The sequence below is a fragment of the Streptomyces sp. NPDC014991 genome (assembly GCF_043080665.1).
In the GTDB taxonomy this organism is placed as follows: domain Bacteria; phylum Actinomycetota; class Actinomycetes; order Streptomycetales; family Streptomycetaceae; genus Streptomyces.
The window spans coordinates 57455-76373 of sequence record NZ_JBIBVY010000007.1 but is presented as its reverse complement, the minus strand read 5'-3'; the positions used below and the strand labels follow the sequence as shown (position 1 = coordinate 76373).

The following is an 18919-nucleotide window of genomic DNA, read 5'->3' as shown; positions in this document are numbered from 1 at the left end:
CGCAACTGAGGTTGCCGACGTGTCCGCAGGGTGGGGGACGCAGCCGGTGCGCCGACCGCGCGGTCCTGGCCGCGATCGTATTCGTGGCCACTCGGGCTCTGCCTGGCGGCAACTGCCAGGGTAGGCCGGCCCGCTGCGCGGCGAGCTTCCTCCGGTTTGCCTCGACCGTGAACAGGTAGTGGAGGTCGCGCTGTTCGACCAGGTAGTGAGCGGGGGCGCACTGTGCGTGCGGAGCGTCCACGGTGATCACGGCTCCGGTCGAGTCGGTGTCGGCGATCTGCTCAAGCAGGGGCCGGAACTCAGGGATTTCGTCGGCTTTCGCGCCGATCTCGCGGCGATCGGCCACCCGCCCCAACTCATCGATCAGGTGGCGTACTTTTCCGCCAACCACGGTCGCAGACAGGCCGGGGGACGGACGGGAGTGGCGATGGGGAATGAGGGCGGAAGGATCACGAGACACTAAGGGTTGTCCGGCAACTGATCGTGGCGTGAGGGTTGGTTGTCAGGGCTGGATCCTGGGGGACCATTGGGCCGCTCTGTCGCCACGGTCGCGTCGTTCTCGCGGACTGTCCGGTTTGGTCGCCTGGTGTCCAGGGCGCCCCCAGGGGGCGACGGGTGGCGGGCGGATCCGTCTGGGGAAATGAGCGGCGGGGCCTCCCCGGTACGCGGTACGGTGCGCCGATGTCAGCGATCAAGAAGTTCCAGGTCACCTTTGACTGCGCGGAACCTGAGCGGCTCGCTCGCTTCTGGTGCGAAGTGCTGGGGTACGTCATACCGCCGCCACCGGAGGGGTACGCCACCTGGGACGATTTCAACCGCACCCTGTCTCCTGAGGAACGGGGTTCATGGTTCGCCTGCAGTGATCCCTCAGGCGTGGGCCCACGCCTGTACTTCCAGCGCGTCCCCGAAGGCAAGATCGTCAAGAATCGAGTGCATCTCGACGTCCGGGTCGGCACCGGACTTGTGGGGGACGAGCGCCTTGCCACGCTCGAAGCCGAGTGCGCACGACTGGTCGCGCTCGGCGCCACCCACGTGCAAACGCTGTATGCCGATGAGGAGAACGAGTCGTGCATCCCGATGCTGGACATCGAGGGCAATGAATTCTGCATTGACTGAGCCTTCCGAGCCGAGGAGCCGCCTCCCCTGGGACTCTCTGGTCTCGTATGGGGCGGGAGTTACCCCGTGAGGGTGAGGTCGGGCAGCCGGGCGATGCGCAGCATTGCGGTGTGAACGCCGTCGCCCTACAGACGGCAGCACGAAGGATCTTCCACGCCTTCAGGTGGGCCCGGTCATCACGGACCGGGCCCGCTGCGGTGGCACCGGACGCGTCAGCCGGTGAGGGGCGCCCACTCGTGCTTCCAGGTCGCGTACATGTAGTGCGGCAGGCCCTTGATGCCGGTCGTGCGGAACGGGCGGCCGTGGTCGTCGATGCGGACCGTGCCGGTACGGCCCTGTGATGACCACTCCAGTTCGAGGTACCAGCGGCAGTCGCAGGTAGCGGTCTCCGCGGTGACCAGCAGCACCTCCGGGTCCGCGGCGGAGACGCGGTACGGCAGGCGCATGGCAGGGATGGGTGTGCCCATGTCGCTGCCGGGGACCGGGCGGGCGACGGGCCGGTCCTTGTCCAGGTCGACGCCGAAGTAGCGCGGGCTCATCTCGCTGCCACAGCCCCGGTCCATGGCGTAGACGTTGCCCGTGGCCGGGGCCGCCGTGCGTCCGACGACGCGTACGCGGAGCGCTTCCAGAACGACGGCCGTGGATGTTTTCCCCTGCACCGATATCTCCACCAGCGTGTTGCGTCCGTGCACCGCGTTCTGCGTCACCGCCCAGGCCCCGGCGTCCTGCGGTGCCGGGGGCGGCGGCACCTGCCCGGGCGGCTTGGCGATGACGTAGTCGTGGCTGCAGCCGATCTCCCAGATCTGGGAGTTGGCGGTCCAGGTGAGGGGGATGCCGGAGACGGGCGGCTTCGACGGGCTGCCCTGCGATGAGCTGTCGGGGGTTTCGGTGGGCGTGGCCGAGGGCTTCTTCGTGGGGTCCGCCGAGGGCGTGGGGCTCACGGAGGCGGTGGCCGGGCCGTGGCCCGCCGCCATCGTCGTCGTACGGGACGGTGTCGGACTGTGCGCGGTGCCGCGTGCCGTGGGGCGGTCGGGGTGGTCGGACGGCAGGTCGGGGAGGCCGCCGAGGGCGGCGGCCAGCACCAAGGCCGCGGCTGCGGCGACGATGACCCGCCGGCGGCGGTACCAGGGGCGCCGGGGAGGGGCTGCGACCGGGTCCGGGCTCGGGGCCTCACCCGGGAGCGCCTGGCCCTGCTGTCCCGGCTGATCGTGGGGTGCCGGATCGGGTTCGGGCGGAGCCGGCTTCTCGTCCGCGGAGGAACCGACACCCTCGACGGCGCCCGGACCAGCGCCCCCACCCGGAGGGGAACCCGCACCCGCCGTACGAGCCCGCTGTCGTGCCGCCACCGCCAGGATCCACAGCCGGTGCAGTTCCAGCCGCTCCTCCGGTGTCGCCCGGCACAGCGCGGCCAGGCGTTCGACCGGGGCGAAGTCGACGGGGACCGTGTCACCGGCGCAGTAACGGTGCAGCGTGGAGGTGTTCATGTTGAGGCGCCGGGCCAGTTGGCCGTAGCTGCGATCCGTGCGTTCCTTCAGGCGTGTGAGCAGCGCCGCGAATTGCTGGACGTCGTCCGGTGGTGCCGACACTGTTCTCCCGTGTCCTCCCCGTCCCGGGACGGCATCCCAGGCACTCCATGGATCTGCACGTCAGAGGGGCTGGGATGGTTCCCATGGTCGCGGATCCGCCGCCGCTTGCCGCGCCCGCCACCGGGTGACCGCCGATGCGCCCGGTGTCATCCCTGCCAAGGCCGGACGGACCATCAGACGTCGGCGGCGTCAGGCCATCCACGCACCCTTCCGCGTACTTGTTCGCTCACACACTCGCGTACTCACTCACACGGCACCCAGGCCCAAGCGCACCGAGCCGGCGCTCACCGCGCTCGTCACCATTGCCTCCGCCGCCGGCACCGCGCTCTCCGCGCCGCGGGACGGCAGGAGCTGGCGGCTCGTCCACCCTTGCCACGGCCGTCATCCGGTCGTTCCACGGTGTTCCGCGGACACCCGTCGCGACGCTCGCCTATCGTCGATGCATCGCTGCCGCTCACTGTGGGCGCTCGAGGAGGACTCCTGTGTCATCGCCCTGCGATCCCAAGTTCGCTCCCGTCGGCGACGTCAGCGCCGCGCTCATGGTGATCGATTCCCGACTCAAGGCCGTCTACGACGGCGGGCCGACTCCCGATCCGGAGCAGCAGCGGCTGACCGACCAGTACGTCGCGTCCCTGGCCCCCGAGGGAATTGACGACCTGCTCGATGGCGCGTGCACGCTGATCTACGGGTTCATGCAGTGGCTGCGGCAGGCCCATGAGGCCCAGGGCGAAGATGTCATCGAGTACGTGGTGCCCACCCTCGTGGCCACGATGCGCAGAATGCCCAGGAGTATCCCCGTCGAAGTCATTCCCACCATGGTCGGCCTGGTCGTGGCCGCGGCCACCGACCTGAGCCCCAACCTCTGGCGTCGGCAGTACGGGTACTGGACCCGGCACGAGCTGACGCCCCTGGAGGCCACCGCCTTTCTGCTCGCGGACCACATCAACCGGATCACCGACGACCGCACCTTCGCGTCCCGCATGATTTCCGAGGCCCTGCTCCAGTCGGACGACGGCTGACGCCGGCCCTCCTCGCGGACGCCGTTGCGGGTTGCGGTCTCCCAACCGGGACTGGGCGGTCAGGAAGGGTCGGTCCCGGCCCGGCCCGGCCGCTGCACGGGCCCCAGGGTCCGGAAAGAGAACGGCTTCTCAGTTGTCCGCTGCGGTGGTCACCTGCTCGGCCTCGCACCCGCGTCGAGATGCCGGCCGCAGCGTACGAGGTACCCGCGGCTCACCGCTGCGCTTCCCAGCGGGTGTAGCCCTTGAGGCTGCCGAGTTCGCGGAAGGGGCCGGGGGACCGTGGCATCGTCTTCCGCTCCGCGCTGTGTCGCTGCTAGTTGATCTCCGCGACCGTGCGGAGGGAGTCCACGGCCGGTTCGGACGCGGCCAGTAGCCTCAGGCACCATGGGCATTCAGATCGACGTAGTGGTGGATTACCCGATCAACGATGAGGTGGAGAGGGTGCTCGGGCTGGCCGAGGCGGTAGGCGAGCCCGTCACTGTCACGTTCCTGTGGGAGGGGCGTGAAGAGGCGGAACGCGCGGTGCTGGTGCCCGCGGCCACGCTGGCGCTCTGGGAGCATTGGGCCCCCACCGCCTACCCGACGAGTGACGCTGGGGCCGAGAACCGGGCTGCGGGGGAGGAGCCGGAACTGGCCCACCCCGCGGAGTTCGGTGAGTTCACCCTCTTTCGTCGTCGTGCAGGAGGGCGCACGGCGGTCGCTCGCGAAGGCGTGGTGGTCGCCGAGCTACTGGACCCCGACGAGGCGCACTGGCTCCAGGAGAAGGCTCGCAATGTCCGCCAAGGCTTCATGGATCCGAAGCAGAAGGCGGCGTTCGAGGAGTTCCTGGCCCGCCAGGCGTCTCTCGATGAGCAGTGACGCGCCGACTCATGCTCCGTGTGGCTTCGTCCACGCGAGAAGACGGTGATCGTGCCGGCATGCGGGAGGCATCGGGGCCGCGGGCAGTGATGGTCGACCAGCCAGTGGCGGGGCCTGGCCCCGGCCCCGTTTCTCACCCTCGGCGAAATGCTGCTCGAGCCGGCTGCGGGCGAGTCGGGCCATGCCGTCCTCCAGCTCCAGGCCGTGGCCGGCGCGGGAGGGGACCACGGTTCCGGAGATCCGGCGGTCGATGGTCGACGGCGCGGTGAACGTCCCCTCCCACCAACTGGGCTTCGTCCGCAGCCAGTCCGAACGAACATCGCCAGCGCGCCCGAGGTGACCCTGAACAGGGGGACGGGCCGCCGCCCGGTCGGCCGACAGCCCGAACGGCGGCCCGAACCGCTGCCGCCCGCGGCCGACAGGCCGCGACTCCGGGCCGTGTCGGCCGCACCCGGTGGTCGGCCGACCGCCACGAGTCGTCCCCGCATCCCAGGAGGGCACTGCTGGAGCGGTACGACCACATCGTCGACATCGAGACCACGAGCGCCCGCTGACGGCGGAACCGCTCCGCCCAGCCGGTCCCGGCCGGGACAGGGCACCGGGGTGGGAAGTCGACGGACGCCCTCCGAGGGGCATGGGTTTCGTCCCTGCCCTCGACCGCAGGGGGCACCTGTACCCGGCGGCGCCCTCTGCCGGAGCCCCGGGCAGCACACCGTTGCCCGCGGAGGACCCACCGCCTGCTCGGACTCGTCGTGGTGTGAACAGCGTCCGGCATCGGTAGGACACGGTGAAGGGTGGCGCGGACGGGTGGGGCCCGGCCAGCAGGGACGCCGGCCGGCGGTGAGCGGAAAGCGAACCGGACGAGCACGAGGGGTCCGACCGCACTGCGGTCGGACCCCTCGCCGGGCACTGCCTACCGAATCGCTGTCGGAACTCTGCTTCCACGATGTGAACAGAACCACTGCGGCGCGCCCGGGCGGGGACGACAGATGATCACCATGCACGAGGACCGGACCGTTGCGGAGCGGCGGGCGTCCTGGACGTTCAGCGCCCGCCAGTGCCGACGGCCGCACGACAGGAGCTGCCACCTGTCCTGACCGCGGCCCCGGGCGACTGTGCTGCATCCGGCAGCGTCGATGTCGTGGAACACCAGGTAAGGGTTCGGGACGATGTCCCGTTCGAGCGCTTGCCGCCGCGAGGGATACGGGAGGCGGCGCGCTCCCGGGCCCGCGGCGCGGCGGCGCCGGCGGGCCCGGTCCGAAGGCCGCCCCGGACGGGAGACGTACGGGCTCGCGCCGACCCCGGCCCGTCGTCGCGGAGACGCGCGCGCTGAATCAGCCGTACCGAGCGGCTGCGTCTGGCACGGCCCGGCCGTTGCGGCCTGCTGCTCCGAACGGGTGGCCGGCCGGTGCGGCACGGCCGCCGCGACCGTGAGGAGGCAGCGCGGGGCGGGTACGCCGTGAAGGCCCCTTGCCGCACGGCGCACCGAGCCGCCACCGTGGGGAACGCGCGGTGTCCGACGGGCTCAGCCGGTCTCGTCGCGGAGGTACTCGGTGAGTGCCTTGCCCGGCCGGAAGGCCGCCGCACCGTCGCCGGCGTGAAAACTGCCGAAACTGCCGAGCGTGACCGTCTGCTCGGCCTTGAGCGCCTCAGCGATCGCCCCCGGGTGCTCCAGGGTGCCGAACAGTGCCTCAAGGACCTGGTCGATGTCCTGGGCGGCGAACTGACGGCCGCCTGGACGCTCGGCGGCACGGCGAGCGGTCATCTCGATCAATCGCGACCTGTCCATGATCACATTCCCTGGTCACATCGGAGTGGCAACGCTTCAGCTCTTCCCACCATCGAGGCAGACCCAGCCGCCCGCATCCTCCCCGGCGGCACCCGGCTCGGTCACGCGGTGCCACGATGTGCGGCGTACGACCACGCCCCGTGCCGCGCTGCCTCCTCCACGGTCTGCTCGCGCTCACACGCGTGACCGGTCAGCGGCGGATGGCGGCGGGGTCGAAGCCTTTCGCGTCGGGCTCGCACGGCTCGCCGCCACCCTCGACAACCCCGACAGGAGGACCAACAGGGGGCGGCGAACGACGAGTACGGGCAGGCGGCTAGATTCGTGGTCGTCTTCGCAAGTCCCCACTGCTTGAGGAACTCCCGTGTCGCAAATGCCGCCCCTGGGCGGGCTGAACGCCTCCCATACCCCAGCGCAGATTCGACGCAACCGCCTGGTCTTCCTCTGTCTGATCCTTGTCCTCGCGGGCATGGTGGCGTTCTGGGCCGCGGGTCCGTACGAGACGAAGGACCAGTCCGCGACGCTCAAGGCCGGTGACTGCTTCCAGAACACCGGGACGGACAAGGAAGCGAAGGCCAAGAAGCTCGACTGCACTGACCCGCGCGCCGATTACAAGGTCCTGAAGATGGACGAGAACGCGGTCGTCGACACCCTCGCGTGCTCCGACGTCCCGGGCACGACCGGCTCGCTCACCCAGTCAGGCTCCGGCAAATGGTTCGTCGTCTGCTTCAAGGGCAACGACGACAAGGGCGAGGAACAGCCGGGCGCAGCCCGCTCTCACTGAGCCCTGAGTGCCGGCTCCAGAGGTTCGAGGGTCCCAGTAGTTCTCGCCGGAAAACCGACGCCAAGCCGTGCGGGAGTCCCAGTTCCGGGCTGATTCCCGGGATGGACCGGATGCTGGCCCTGCCCGCCCGGCGCACCCGTATCTGGCCCGGGAGTGCGAACGGGCCGTGCGGAGGCTGCGGGTATCACACCGCGGGAGGCGGGATACGTGGTGCGGTTGGGCAGCGGGCGGAAGAAGCGAAGAAGACGGTCTCGGACGAACACCTCACGGACGCACACCGGTTCAACGACACCTCCGTCTACTCCGGCGCAACAACGTGGTCGTCGAGGTGTGGTACTCGGAGTCCAGGGCCCAGATGAACGACACGCGGAACAAGCACATGGTCACCGAACGCACACTGGGCTGGGCGAGATCTCTGGACGCCTTGCTCACGGACGAACCGGAGAACACGAGAAGCCCATGCGGGGGTGAACCACCCCGCCGGCCCCACCGTCGATCACCCTCGGCCGTCGCTCTCCGCTCCAGCCCCGCCGCCTGCACCGGCGGTGCGTGTCGGTAACCCGGTGGACGCGCACCGGCCGCACCAGGTGCGCACCGACCGCACGGTGGTGCGGCTACCGGCCCGCACCCGGCACCGAGTGCGTCGCGTGGGCCGCTGCGGCCTGGGTGGGTGAGGGAGTGCGGTGCCCGGTCCGCAGCGCCGACAGCGGCACGCACCCGACCTCGTCGTCAAGGTGCGGCAGCCGGCCCCGTCGTACGCAGGCACTCCAGAGTTTCGTGTCCCTCGGCGAGCAGCCTGATGGTGACGCCGTCGCCGCCGAGTATGTCGGCACCCGGGCCGGTCCGCTGCCGGAGACGGACCTGACCGTCACTCACCTACCGCTGCTGTACGGATCCGTCGCCTCCGGCGTCTTTCGTGGCGCCTGGTATGGACCTGTCAAAATCGAAGCGCTACGGTGAAGCCGCTCCACTGTGAGAGCGCTCTCAGCACATGCCTTCGCACCCCACCGACCCTCGGATCGACGAAAGGCAACTGCCTTGAAGGAGACAACAGTTCTTCGCGCAGCACTGTCCGCCGCACTTCTTCTGACTCTCACCACCGCCGGGCTCACCGAAGCGGTCGCTGACGGCACGTCCACGCCTTCCCCTGCCACCGCTGCCCGCCAGGACCCCGCGTCGGGTGGCCTGTTGACGGCTATGGAGCGCGACCTCGGGATCACTCGAACCGAGGCAGCAGCCCGGCTCGCCGCCGAGAGGGCGGCCCGGCAGGTCGAGCGCAGCGCCGAACGCGCGGCAGGCGACTCGTACGGCGGTTCATGGTTCGACTCGGCGAGCGGAAAGCTCGTCGTGGCTCTCACCCGCAACGGTGCCCGGAAGGCCGTCGAGGCGACCGGCGCCCGGGTGACACTCGTCAAGCACAGCGAGCGGCAGCTGAACGCGACGATGAAGCGCGTCGACGCCCTGCACGCCCCCGCCGGGGTGGCCGGCTGGCACGTCGACTCCAAGACCAATTCCGTCACCGTCGACGTGGTCGCCTCCCACAAGGATGACAACGATGTCCGGTCCTTCGTCGCCCGCGCCCGCAAGGCGGGTCCGGTCACCGTGGGCCAGACCGACCACACTCCTCGCACCTTCGCGGCAGGCACCGTGGGAGGCGACCCCTACTACACGGGCAACGTGCGCTGCTCCATAGGCTTCTCCGTGTCCGGCGGCTTCGTCACCGCCGGACACTGCGCCCAGCCCGGCGCCGCGGTCAACGGCTGGGACCACACCTACATCGGCAACTTCCAGGGCTCCTCCTTCCCCGACAACGACTACGCCTGGGTCAGCGTCGGCAGCGGCTGGTGGACCGTGCCGGTCGTGCTCGGCTGGGGCACGGTCTCCGACCAGCTCGTGCGCGGTTCGGCAGAGGCACCCGTCGGCGCCTCCATCTGCCGCTCGGGCTCGACCTCGCACTGGCACTGCGGCACCGTCCTGGCCAAGAACGAAACCGTCAACTACAGCCAAGGAGCCGTACACGAGATGACCAAGACAAGCGTCTGCGCCGAGCCGGGCGACTCCGGTGGATCATTCATCAGCGGCGACCAGGCGCAGGGCGTCACCTCCGGCGGCTGGGGCAACTGCAGCAGCGGAGGCGAGACCTGGTACCAGCCGGTCAACGAGATCCTCAACCGCTTCGGGCTCAGACTCCACACCGCGTGAGATGACCGCACGGAACCCCGGCCGCACCGGCCTGTGCCACCACACGGTGGCCGGTGCGGCTCGCAGGGGGGCCGGAAGTCCGCCGGGGGCCGGGGGGCGCTCGCGCCCCGGCCGATGAACTCGACCCGGGGCACGGGGACTTCCACCGGCCCCAGCTCCTCCTCCGCCGTACACAGGCGGCGCGGGCCGCGCAGGCGGTGCAGGCCAGGGATGTGGGATCGGACCACCACACTGACGCTCATTGCCAGGTGTCGGGCGGTGCCTACGGCCTTTCCCGCCGGCGTCCGAGGCAAGGTGCCTGCCGTCGGACGCACGCTGGCTGGCGTGTGGGCGTCGTAGGCCCCGGCCGGGCCGATGATACGGGGGAATGAACATCGGCCCGGCCGGTTCCCGGGGAAGGTTTCCGTCGGCGGACACGCCTTGCGACGACGGCCCGGAAAGGGACGAGGGCCTTGCGCCGGAGCCCGGCGCAAGCTCTCCCTGGCGGCAGGATTGTTGTCCGCCGTCGACGCGCCCGGCAAACAGTGATGCCTGCCGATGTCACTTTTTCCGCCGGTCCTCGGTCGCTTTTGTGCGCTTCTTGTCCGGACTTTGAGCGACCGCCCGCATCATGGTGCGTGGTCTGCGGACCACCACGACGAAGCGCGAGGCAGGGGAGTGGAAGTGGGCAGCGAGTGGTTCCGAGACGCTCCGGCCGGGCCGCGGCCCGGTGCTCCCGACCCCGGTGTCCGACCGGCCCGCGTCCCGCGTGCCGGCGGCGCGGCCGGCACCCGTGCCCGGCTCCTGGCGCCGGGCTGCGAGGTGCTGGGCGTGCAGTACCCGGGCCGTCAGGACCGGCGGCGTCAGGCGCCGGTCCCGGAGGTCGGCCGACTCGCCGACGCCCTCGCCCGTGAGATGACCCGGCACGTTCCGGGGCGCCACGTCGTCGTCGGGCACAGCATGGGAGCGGTCGTCACCTGCGGAACGGCCCGCCGGCTGCACGGGCGCCGCGCCCCCTGCCGGCTGTTCCCCTCCGGCCGGGGAGCGTCCGCCGACGAGCCCTGCGTGCACGACCGGCTCAGCACGGACGCGGAGCTGCTCGCCGCCGCTGCCGGTTCGGGCGGTAGGGCGGCTGGTCTCCTGGGCGACTCGGAAGTGCGGGAGACGGTCATGCTCGCGCTGCGTGCCGACGGCGGCGGTCACCTCTGTCTGCACGGCAACGACCGCCTCGACGCCGTCGTCCGGATCATCACCGCCGTTCCGGCCGAACCGGCCCGCGGCCCGATGCACACGGGAGCCGGCACGGGAGCGGGCATGGAGGGCGTGACGACGGCGTCGTCGGGCGAGCAGTGGGTCGGGCCGGGTGCCGCATGGAGGTGAACCGCTGGACCGACGTCTGGGTCGGCGCCGCCGCCACCACTTCCGAACGGTCGTACGACGCCCCTCGCGCCGTGGGGGAGGAGCGCCGCGCGCTCCGTCGGGGCGCTCGGGAGCATCGCCGGGCCGTGCCGGCCGACAGGAACGACCCGGCGGACGTGGTGCTGCGCGCGGCGAGGACCGCGCGGCGGCGGTCGGGGGTGCCGGACGGCGGAGTGGACCTCGTCGTCCACGCCGCGTCCGGAGGACCCGGCGCCGGGGACGGCACGGCCGCTCGGGTGCTGCGCGGACTCGGCTGTCCCGCGGCCACCGCCTGGGAGGTGTGGCGTCCCGCGGACGGCGGGGTGCTCGCCCTGCATCTGGCGGCGCAGTATGTGTCGGGCCGGCCCGAGACGCCGTTGACCGCCCTCGTCACCACCATGGACAGCGCGTCGGAGTACGCGGACCGCCGACGGGAGCCACCCGGCCGGATGTGTACGGACGAAGCGGCCGGACTGGTCCTCACGACGACGGCCGGTATGGCCCGCCTGCTCTCGACCGCCGCGCTCGGCGAACCGCCGCATGGCGCCCTGCTCCGCACCGATCTCCCCTGGCGCGTGCCCGCGCCCGGTACGCCACCACGGACCCGGGGGCGGCTGTCACAACGTGTGCCGTGGTCGTGGTCGTGGGGGAGGCGGCGTGGCCGGCGCCCTGCCGAGGAGACCGCGGGACACGGCGTCCCGTCCGGACACGGCGTCCAGCTCAGTGAGCGGGAGCGCGAGGCGGTGGTGCCGGCGCTGGCGGAGTGCGGTCGGGCCGTGGACGACGTCGCGTGCTTCGTCCTCACCCGGACGGGCGGTGGCGGCCAGGCGCCCGGTGGGCACATCGCCGAGCTGGCCCGGCTGTTGGAGGACGGCCGGTCCCGGCGCGGGGACACCGTCGTGCTGGTCGGCGGCGACGAACGCGGCGTCGGCTGCGCCGTCCTGGAAATCCCCTAGGGGTGTCGTCCCGGGACGCCGGTGACACGCGTGCTGGGCTCTCGGGGAAGGGGAGGGCCTTCCGGGCTGGATCGCGACATTCGCACGCCGACCGCAGGAGGGACTCGTGTCCCAAGGCGACGGCCCGCTGACTGCGACGGGACACCTGCGTCCCGCTTGCCGCGTCGTCGGGGAGGGATGACCGCTGCGCCGGGCGGCCGAGCGGTTCCGGGTCAGCCACATCACCACCGGCTGGGCGAGCCGGTACCGGCTGGACGGTGAGGCCGGGATGCGAGACCGCTCCCGCCACCCGCGCCACCAGCCTCTCAGCCCCCAACGCCGGACGGCGTCTCCCGACTGGCACCACACGCTCGAACCCCCTGGTTCTGCTGGGCCGCGCTCGACATCTGCCACTCGGACGGTCGCTCTAGTCGGTCAGTCGATCCTTTCTCGACCTTTGACTGGATCTTGACCCTCATAGGCATTCTCCCGGGCATATGTCAAAGCATATTGGCCGCATTGAACCGCTTATATACCGATTTAAAGATCACTTCAGGCTGTACAAAGGACCGAACGGATGATTTCTTTGAGGGCGTGAACAGCGCCTCCTGTAAAAGGCGTTCGTTCTAGTCAGACGTTGTGTGACGCAGTGGGGGGCTTCGCGATGTGGTCTGCAGGACCGTGTGCTGGTGCGGCACACGGGCCATCCGTACCGGCATCGCTGGTCGCCGAAGCGAGCAGCCGCGTCTTCGCCTCCCTGGTGCGCAGTGGGTACCGGCTCAAGGCCGAGCAGTACGTGCGGGCCCTGCTCGACATACCGGGACGCAAGACCCTCAAGACCATCGGCGCGCAGTGGGGAGGAGCAGCGGCCGGCCAGAGCGTGCATCACTTCATCGCCGCGTCTCCGTGGGACTGGCGGCCGGTGCGCCGGGCCCTCGCCCGGTACGCGCAGCAGGCGCTGTCGCCCGAGGCCCTGGTGGTCACGCCCGCCGTCGTCATGGGGGCGGCGCTCCGCCCGACCGGGGCCGACCGTTTTGCCGCCCGCCGGCGGACGTCGGCCGAGGCGGCCCCGCAGGCCCTGGGGGCCTGGCTGGTGTCGGCGGCGGGATCCGTTCCCGTGGACTGGCACCTGATGCCGCTGCCGCAGCTCGGCGGTGCGGCCGGCAGCCGTCCCGGTAGCGGGAGCCGGGACCGTACGACGGTCGACGCGCCAGGCACGCACGTCCTCGAGACCGCGGTGGACGCCGCCCGCCTGCTGCGTCCTTGGCGGCGTCCCGTCGTGGCCGACGCCGACGGAACCGACGCGGTCGAAGTGGTCCACGGACTCCTGCGGCGGGGCGACGAGTTCGTCGTCCGCGTCGCACCCGGAACACCCCTGCGGATCGACCGGGCCCGGCTCCCGGGGTACGACGCGCGGCAGGGCACGGCGGCCGGGTTCGCCGGCGCGCTGACGGAGCTGCGACGCCCCCTCGACCTGTACGGCACGGCGGCCTCCATCCCGGTCGCCGTCGAAGGCGGGTCCACGCACGAAGACCCGCCCGCGTTGCTCCTGCTCGGGCAGTGGGAGGGCGGACGGGAGCCAAGATCCCTGTGGATGACGAACATCCGTTCCCTGCCCCTGCCGGCGCTGATGCGGCTCGCCCGGCTGCCCAGCCGCGTGAGACACGAAGTAGCCGGAGTCTCCGAACGCCTCGGCCTGTGCGACTACGCGGGGCGGTCCTACCGCGGCTGTCACCACCACCTCACCCTCGTCTCCGTCGCTCAGCTGCTCGTCGTTCTGCACAGAGCGGCCGACAGTCCGCCCCACCCACACGCCGCATGACACGGCCCGGCGGCCGTCCGGACGGGCCCCCGGACCCGTCCCCGGAACGCGGCGCCGCTACGGCGTCCGTCCCGCTGTCCCGCCTGGTGGAACCCCGTCGAGTCCCCGAAACGAGCACTGGTCGCACCGGAACAGGAGAGTACGTTGTGGAACTAAGGCTGAGCGGTTCCTTCGAAATCGTCACCGAAGACGGAAAGGTTCATGCGCACAGAGCTCCCAAGGTCTCCCGGCTCCTGGCCGTCCTGGCGCTCCAGCCGCGCACGACGGTCGCCACCGACACCCTGATCCGGGAACTGTGGGGGGAGAACCCCCCGGCCGGTGCCCTGCGCACCCTTCGGACCCACGTGTACCACGCCCGCCGAATGCTGGCCGGCATACGGGCCTGCCCACCCGGCCACGAACTGCTGGCGGCCAAGGGGCCGGGCTACCGGCTCGAGGTGGACGACGAGGACGTCGACGTCCGCGCCTTCGAACTCCTGGTCCGCCGCGCCCAGGCGGAGCTGGACGCCCGCCTCCTGGACGCCGCCTCCCACCACGTCACCCGCGCTCTCGGCCTGTGGCGAGGGCCCCTCCTGAGCAACATGCCGGTCGGCCCGGTCCTCGCGGGCCGTACCGCCTGTCTGGAGGAACTGAGGCTGCGCGCCCTGGAACTGCGCGTCGAGATCGCGGGCGCAAGCGGCCGGCTCCGGCACATGCTGCCCGACCTGCGCGCGCTGGTCGACGAGTACCCCTTGCACGAATGGTTCCACGGCCGGCTCATCCAGGCGCTGCACCGGGTGGGCCGACGGGGCGAGGCCCTGCAGGCCTACCAGGACCTCTACGTCCTGCTCAGAGCCGAACTGGGCCTGGAACCCTCGGCCGAACTGAAACGCCTGCACGCTGAGATCCTGGAGCCGCCCGCGGCCACGGCCTTCGCTCAGCCGGAGCGTCGGGCCGCCTGAAGAACGTGCGCCATCCGTTACCGACGGAAACCGTTCATGGCAACGGCGCCACGGGACGGTGCACACCAAGGACGGCAGACGGCGGCGTCGCGATGCCCGACCGCATCCGCGTTTGCCCTGTGCGTCCTTCTGCGCCGGCTCGGACCGGGCGGTCCGCCATGACATCCGGATTCCGTCCATGGGCCCGGCTGTTCCTCGACCACCCTTCCCGGGACCGAGCCGTCGTGTGGAACACATGCCGCATTGAAGGGGGAAGCAATGCAGTTCTGCGTACTGGGTCCGCTCGAGGTAGTCGATCAGAACAGACCGGTGGTGCTGCGCGGCACCAAGCAACGTGCCACGCTCGGGTTCCTGTTGCTCCGGGCGAACCGGGTCGTGCCCGTGAGCCAGTTGCTCAACGCCCTGTGGGGTGTCGACGAAGCGCCCACGACGGCGCGCAAGATACTGCAGAACGCGGTGTACGGCATTCGCGGACTGCTTTCCCCCCGGGCCGCCTCCTTGCAGCCCGACACCTTCGCGCAGACGGGCCCGGCGCTGCTCACCCAACCCGCGGGCTACATGATGCGGGTGACGCCCGAGCACGTGGACGTGCACCAGTTCCACCGCCGGGTCGCCCAGGGGCGGGAACAACGCGCGCAGGGAGCGCCGGAACAGGCGGCGGTGCTGCTGCGCGAGGCGCTCGGCCTGTGGCGCGGCCCCGCCCTCGCCGACCTGGTGGAGGCCGGGATCGACTGGCCCGAGCTCGCGGCGCTGGAGAAGACGCGACTGGACGTCATGGAGGACTACTTCGACGCCCAGCTGGCCTGCGCACGCCACTACGAAGTCCTGCCGGAACTGGAGACCATGGTTCAGGCCGAGCCGCTGCGCGAACGTTCCTGCGGACAGCTGATGCTGGCCCTGTACCGATGTGGCAGGCAGGCCGACGCGCTCAACGCCTACACCCGGTTACGGGCCCAGCTCGTCGAGAACCTGGGGCTGGAGCCCGCCCGGGAACTACAGGCCCTCCAGCAGGCGATCCTCATCCAGGACATCTCGCTCTCCCCGGGCGTGGGCGGACCGCTGCCGGACCGCACCGGCGACGGCTCGCCGCGCGACGCTGCCTACGGGATCGTACGCACCGAGGCCACGGCCGCCGCCGCGACGCCCCCGCCCCCGGACGACGCGCCGGCACGCTTCCCCGACGCCGCCCGCCGCAGGGTGGGCATCCTGTCCGTCTCCACCCGGCTCACTCCCGCACCGGGCGGCGGCGTCCGCGAGAACCTCGACGACCTCCTGGACGGAACGACCCTGATGGTGCGGGAACAGATCGAGCGGTTCGGAGGGAAGGTCACGGCCTCCATCGGATCGGTGTGTCTGGCCCTGTTCGGCCTGGAGGACCCCGCAGAGGAGGACGTGAGCCGGGCGGTGCTCGCCGCGCTCTCCGTCCGCGACATCCTCGACGTCGCCACCGACGCCGGCCGGTTGACGACGCGCGCCGCCGTGACCGTGGGCGACGTACTGCTGCGCCAGGGGGACCCCGGTGACGCGCCCACCGTCGTCGGCGCCGCCCTGGACGAGTCCCACGCGCTGCTCTCCGAAGTGCCCGGCGGAGAGGTGTGGGTACGCGACGAGGTGCGCCGGGCCACCGCGAGCACCATCTCCTACAGGAAGCTCGAGGACGCGCCGCACCTGTGGCGGGTGACGGGGCGGCGGGAGTTCGCCGCGGGCCGGACGGACGGCGCGGGCGCACGGCAGACATGCGAACTCGACGTGCTGAGCGGCCTGGTACGGCGTACCTGGCTCCGGTCGGTGCCGCACCTGGTCACCGTCCTGGGCGAGGCGGAGAGCGGCAGGAGCCAGTTGCTGGAGGATTTCCGCCGGTGGACCGCGCACCAGTCCGACGCGGTGCTGTTCCTGACCGGACGCACTCCTTCGGCCCCCGACGACGACCCGCTCCAGGCGCAGGCGGAGATGCTGGCCGCCTACTGCGGGATCCGTCCGGGGGAGGACGGCACGAGCGTCCTGGAGCACAGGGTGCGCTCTCTGTTCGCGTCGGAGCGGACGGCCGACCGGCTGGTGTCCCGGCTCGCGCCGCTCGTCAGCAGCACGTCGCGACCGGCCGGCCCCGACAGCGGGGACGATCGCCTGGCCGGCACCCTCCACGCCTGGCGCACCTTCTTCCAGGAGGTGGCGCGCCGCAGGCCCGTCGTGCTCGCCGTCGACGACCTCCACCGCGCCTGCGGCCACGTACTGGAGGCCGTCGAGGCTTGTGCCGGGTCGCCCGTCCCGTGCCAGCTGTTCGTCGTCGCTGCCGCGGGCCCCGAGCTGCTGCTGCGCCGGCCGTCGTGGGGCGGCGGGAAGCACCACGTGACCACGGTGACCCTGGACCTGCTCGAGAGTGTCGGCACCGGACACCTGGGGAAGGTCCTCGACTCCTCGGCCGGCAGCTGACAGCCGCACCTCTCGCTTCCCCGGCTCGGGCCGACCGTCCTCGGCGGCCCGAGCCGAGGCGTGCCCTGACGCAGCCGGCCCCGCGCGCCGGACCCCCGGCGCCACTGCCCCGCCGCCCCGCCGCCCCGGCGGCCTCGTCCGACGTCCGTACCGACGGCTTCGGCGCACCCCGTGACGACCGCCCCCGGCCGTCGGAACGGCATCTCCCGGATATGCGCCGCACCGGCGATCGGAGCCCATTGCCCGGTAATCGGCCGCCCGGTCCTCCCGATGACCTGCCCATGACTGCGCGCTGGATTCCGCAAGCACAGGATGGCACGACGACAAGGAGCGACATGAATGCGGAAACAGCAGGACCCGAACTCGCCGAGCCCAATCTGCGCCGACTGCTGGGCACCGCCGGACTCGACGTCGAGTACGTGTCCGCGCGGGGCAACACCCTCTACCGCCGCGCCGCGGACGGTTCACCGACGCCCGTCCTCGACTTCGCCGGCGGCTACGGATCCCTGATCCTCGGGCACAACCACCCCGAGATCGTCGCCCGGGCCCGGGAACTCCTCGACGCGCACTCACCCGTGCACGCCCAGTTCTCCTCCCACCCGTACGCCAACCGCCTGGCCGCCGAGCTCAATCGCGTCATCCACCGCGAGACCGGCGTCGAGGAGCCCTACTACGCCACGTTCGCCAACAGCGGGGCGGAGGCGATCGAGGCCGCGGTGAAACACGCCGAACTGGACCGCGGCGCACGGCTGTCCACCGTCCTGCGGGAGATCGGGGCGAGCGCCGAGGACGCGCGCGCGGCAGTCCTGGCCGGCCGGGCGACCGTGCCCGCCCCCGTCTACGAGCGGCTCGGGGTGCCGCGTCCGGAGCGGGACGAGGACGGCGTCGATCTGCTGATCGCCGAGGCGAGCAGGCGCAACGCCGAGGTCGCCGGGCGGGCGCCGGTGCTGCTCGCCCTGGAGGGCGGCTTCCACGGCAAACTGATGGGAAGCGTCCAGCTGACCCACAACGAGGGCTACCGGGCCCCCTTCGCGGCACTCGGCGTGCGGACGCGCTTCGTGCCGATGGACCGTCCCGACGCGCTGAAGGAGGTCCTGGAGCAGGAACGCGGCGCCCTGTACGAGATCCACCACCGTGACGGCCGCCTCGAACTGGCCGAGCGTGACCACCCCGGCTACTGCGCGTTCCTGCTCGAACCCGTCCAGGGCGAGGGCGGCATCCGGCCGCTGTCCCGCAAGTTCGCCCAGGAGATCCAGGAGTTCGGCCGCGAGGCCGGCTGTCCGCTCGTCATCGACGAGGTGCAGAGCGGTATGGGCCGCACCGGCGCCCTGCTGGCCAGCGCCGCGCTGGGCGTGCGCGGCGATTACTACGCCCTCGCCAAGTCCCTGGGCGGCGGCATCGCCAAGACCTCCGTCATGCTCGTACGGGAGGCCCGCTACCGGCCGGAGTTCGAGCTGGTGCACAGCTCCACCTTCGCCAAGGACAGCTTCTCGTGCCATGTCGCGCTGAAGGTGCTGGAACTGCTGGAGGCGGACGACGGCCGTCTCTACCGGCAGGCGTCCGAGCGTGGAGAGGCCCTCGCCGCGATGCTCCGACGGGTCGCCGCCGAGTTCCCGGACGTCGTGAAGGAGGTGCGCGGCCGGGGCCTGATGCAGGGCTTCGAGTTCCACGACCAGAGCGAGGCGCGCAGCCCGCAGCTCGCCGAGGCCGCTCGCTCCGGCATGTTCGGGTACGTCGTCGCCGGGCACCTGCTGCACGCCCACGGCATCCGCACCTTCCCGACGGCGAGTGCCGTGCACACCCTGCGGTTCGAGCCCTCCGTCCTCCTCACCGACGACGAGATCGGCTGCCTGGAGCGGGCACTGACCGACGTGTGCCTGATCGTCCGCGACCAGGCCGCGGACCGGCTCGCCGTTCCGGCCTGAGGCCGCTGGACCGGCACCACGCGCAACATCCGGCCGTACCGCGCGGACGCGAGAGGTCCGACGGGGAAACGGCAAGCGGCCGACCGGGGGAGAACGCACCGGAAGGCCGGATCGACCGGCGGCCGTGGTACGGCCGGA

Annotated in this window: 13 protein-coding genes and 1 pseudogene; 12 read left to right on the top strand and 2 right to left on the bottom strand. The window is 71.5% G+C overall.

From position 1 onward, the window contains the following. Window positions 1-14: 14 nt before the first annotated feature. Together ACF1BE_RS13635 and ACF1BE_RS13630 are read left to right on the top strand one after the other, a co-directional pair. Window positions 15-118 (top strand): annotated as a pseudogene (locus ACF1BE_RS13635) (transposase); the annotation flags it as partial. A 563-nt stretch (window positions 119-681) separates the two neighbouring features. After that, window positions 682-1116 carry a VOC family protein gene (locus tag ACF1BE_RS13630; RefSeq protein ID WP_392199187.1) on the top strand — a complete coding sequence of 145 codons (435 nt, stop codon included), beginning with the start codon at window positions 682-684 and terminating at the stop codon, window positions 1114-1116. Between the two features lie 212 nt (window positions 1117-1328). Here ACF1BE_RS13630 and ACF1BE_RS13625 read toward each other — a convergent pair whose 3' ends face one another. Then, a complete protein-coding gene (locus ACF1BE_RS13625) occupies window positions 1329-2702 on the bottom strand; it encodes a helix-turn-helix domain-containing protein (RefSeq protein ID WP_392199186.1) in 1374 nt (457 codons plus the stop codon). Between the two features lie 482 nt (window positions 2703-3184). Here ACF1BE_RS13625 and ACF1BE_RS13620 point away from each other — a divergent pair, with 482 nt between their 5' ends. Together ACF1BE_RS13620 and ACF1BE_RS13615 are read left to right on the top strand one after the other, a co-directional pair. After that, complete coding sequence (locus ACF1BE_RS13620; protein WP_392199185.1) at window positions 3185-3721, top strand: hypothetical protein; 537 nt, start codon at window positions 3185-3187, stop codon at window positions 3719-3721. 384 nt (window positions 3722-4105) lie between these two features. Continuing rightward, the gene (locus tag ACF1BE_RS13615; protein WP_392199184.1) at window positions 4106-4579 is read left to right on the top strand and encodes a hypothetical protein; all 474 of its coding nucleotides are present in this window, start codon (window positions 4106-4108) and stop codon (window positions 4577-4579) included. 1525 nt (window positions 4580-6104) lie between these two features. On the opposite strand, the gene ACF1BE_RS13610 is transcribed toward ACF1BE_RS13615, so the two are convergent. Further along, on the bottom strand, window positions 6105-6368 hold the full coding sequence (locus tag ACF1BE_RS13610; RefSeq protein ID WP_392199183.1) for a hypothetical protein: 264 nt from the start codon (window positions 6366-6368) through the stop codon (window positions 6105-6107). Window positions 6369-6729: 361 nt separating this feature from the next. Here ACF1BE_RS13610 and ACF1BE_RS13605 point away from each other — a divergent pair, with 361 nt between their 5' ends. The 8 genes from ACF1BE_RS13605 to ACF1BE_RS13570 all read left to right on the top strand — a co-directional run bounded on the left by ACF1BE_RS13605 (window position 6730) and on the right by ACF1BE_RS13570 (window position 18781). Further along, on the top strand, window positions 6730-7149 hold the full coding sequence (locus ACF1BE_RS13605; RefSeq protein ID WP_392199182.1) for a hypothetical protein: 420 nt from the start codon (window positions 6730-6732) through the stop codon (window positions 7147-7149). Between the two features lie 1038 nt (window positions 7150-8187). After that, entirely contained in the window at window positions 8188-9351 is a 1164-nt protein-coding gene (locus ACF1BE_RS13600; protein WP_392199181.1) for a S1 family peptidase, read from the top strand. 663 nt (window positions 9352-10014) lie between these two features. Further along, on the top strand, window positions 10015-10710 hold the full coding sequence (locus ACF1BE_RS13595; RefSeq protein WP_392199180.1) for a thioesterase domain-containing protein: 696 nt from the start codon (window positions 10015-10017) through the stop codon (window positions 10708-10710). Next, entirely contained in the window at window positions 10701-11684 is a 984-nt protein-coding gene (locus tag ACF1BE_RS13590) for a hypothetical protein (protein ID WP_392199179.1), read from the top strand. The genes ACF1BE_RS13595 and ACF1BE_RS13590 overlap by 10 nt, the downstream gene beginning before the upstream one ends. 643 nt (window positions 11685-12327) lie before the next feature. Next, the gene (locus ACF1BE_RS13585) at window positions 12328-13485 is read left to right on the top strand and encodes a transposase (protein ID WP_392199178.1); all 1158 of its coding nucleotides are present in this window, start codon (window positions 12328-12330) and stop codon (window positions 13483-13485) included. Between the two features lie 146 nt (window positions 13486-13631). Then, window positions 13632-14426, top strand: coding sequence for a BTAD domain-containing putative transcriptional regulator (locus ACF1BE_RS13580; protein ID WP_392199177.1), 795 nt, complete (start codon window positions 13632-13634; stop codon window positions 14424-14426). A gap of 258 nt (window positions 14427-14684) precedes the next feature. Beyond that, window positions 14685-16856: a BTAD domain-containing putative transcriptional regulator gene (locus tag ACF1BE_RS13575; RefSeq protein WP_392199176.1), complete on the top strand. Its 2172-nt coding sequence runs from the start codon at window positions 14685-14687 to the stop codon at window positions 16854-16856. A 335-nt stretch (window positions 16857-17191) separates the two neighbouring features. Beyond that, window positions 17192-18781: an aspartate aminotransferase family protein gene (locus ACF1BE_RS13570; RefSeq protein WP_392199175.1), complete on the top strand. Its 1590-nt coding sequence runs from the start codon at window positions 17192-17194 to the stop codon at window positions 18779-18781. The last annotated feature ends 138 nt before the right edge of the window (window positions 18782-18919 follow it).

Bases quoted from the DNA above. Each gene is read 5' to 3' on its own strand.
- ACF1BE_RS13590 (WP_392199179.1), top strand. From the start codon at position 10,701: ATGGAGGTGAACCGCTGGACCGACGTCTGGGTCGGCGCCGCCGCCACC.
- ACF1BE_RS13570 (WP_392199175.1), top strand. From the start codon at position 17,192: ATGAATGCGGAAACAGCAGGACCCGAACTCGCCGAGCCCAATCTGCGC.
- ACF1BE_RS13615 (WP_392199184.1), top strand. From the start codon at position 4,106: ATGGGCATTCAGATCGACGTAGTGGTGGATTACCCGATCAACGATGAG.
- ACF1BE_RS13585 (WP_392199178.1), top strand. From the start codon at position 12,328: ATGTGGTCTGCAGGACCGTGTGCTGGTGCGGCACACGGGCCATCCGTA.
- ACF1BE_RS13610 (WP_392199183.1), bottom strand. From the start codon at position 6,368: ATGGACAGGTCGCGATTGATCGAGATGACCGCTCGCCGTGCCGCCGAG.
- ACF1BE_RS13575 (WP_392199176.1), top strand. From the start codon at position 14,685: ATGCAGTTCTGCGTACTGGGTCCGCTCGAGGTAGTCGATCAGAACAGA.
- ACF1BE_RS13630 (WP_392199187.1), top strand. From the start codon at position 682: ATGTCAGCGATCAAGAAGTTCCAGGTCACCTTTGACTGCGCGGAACCT.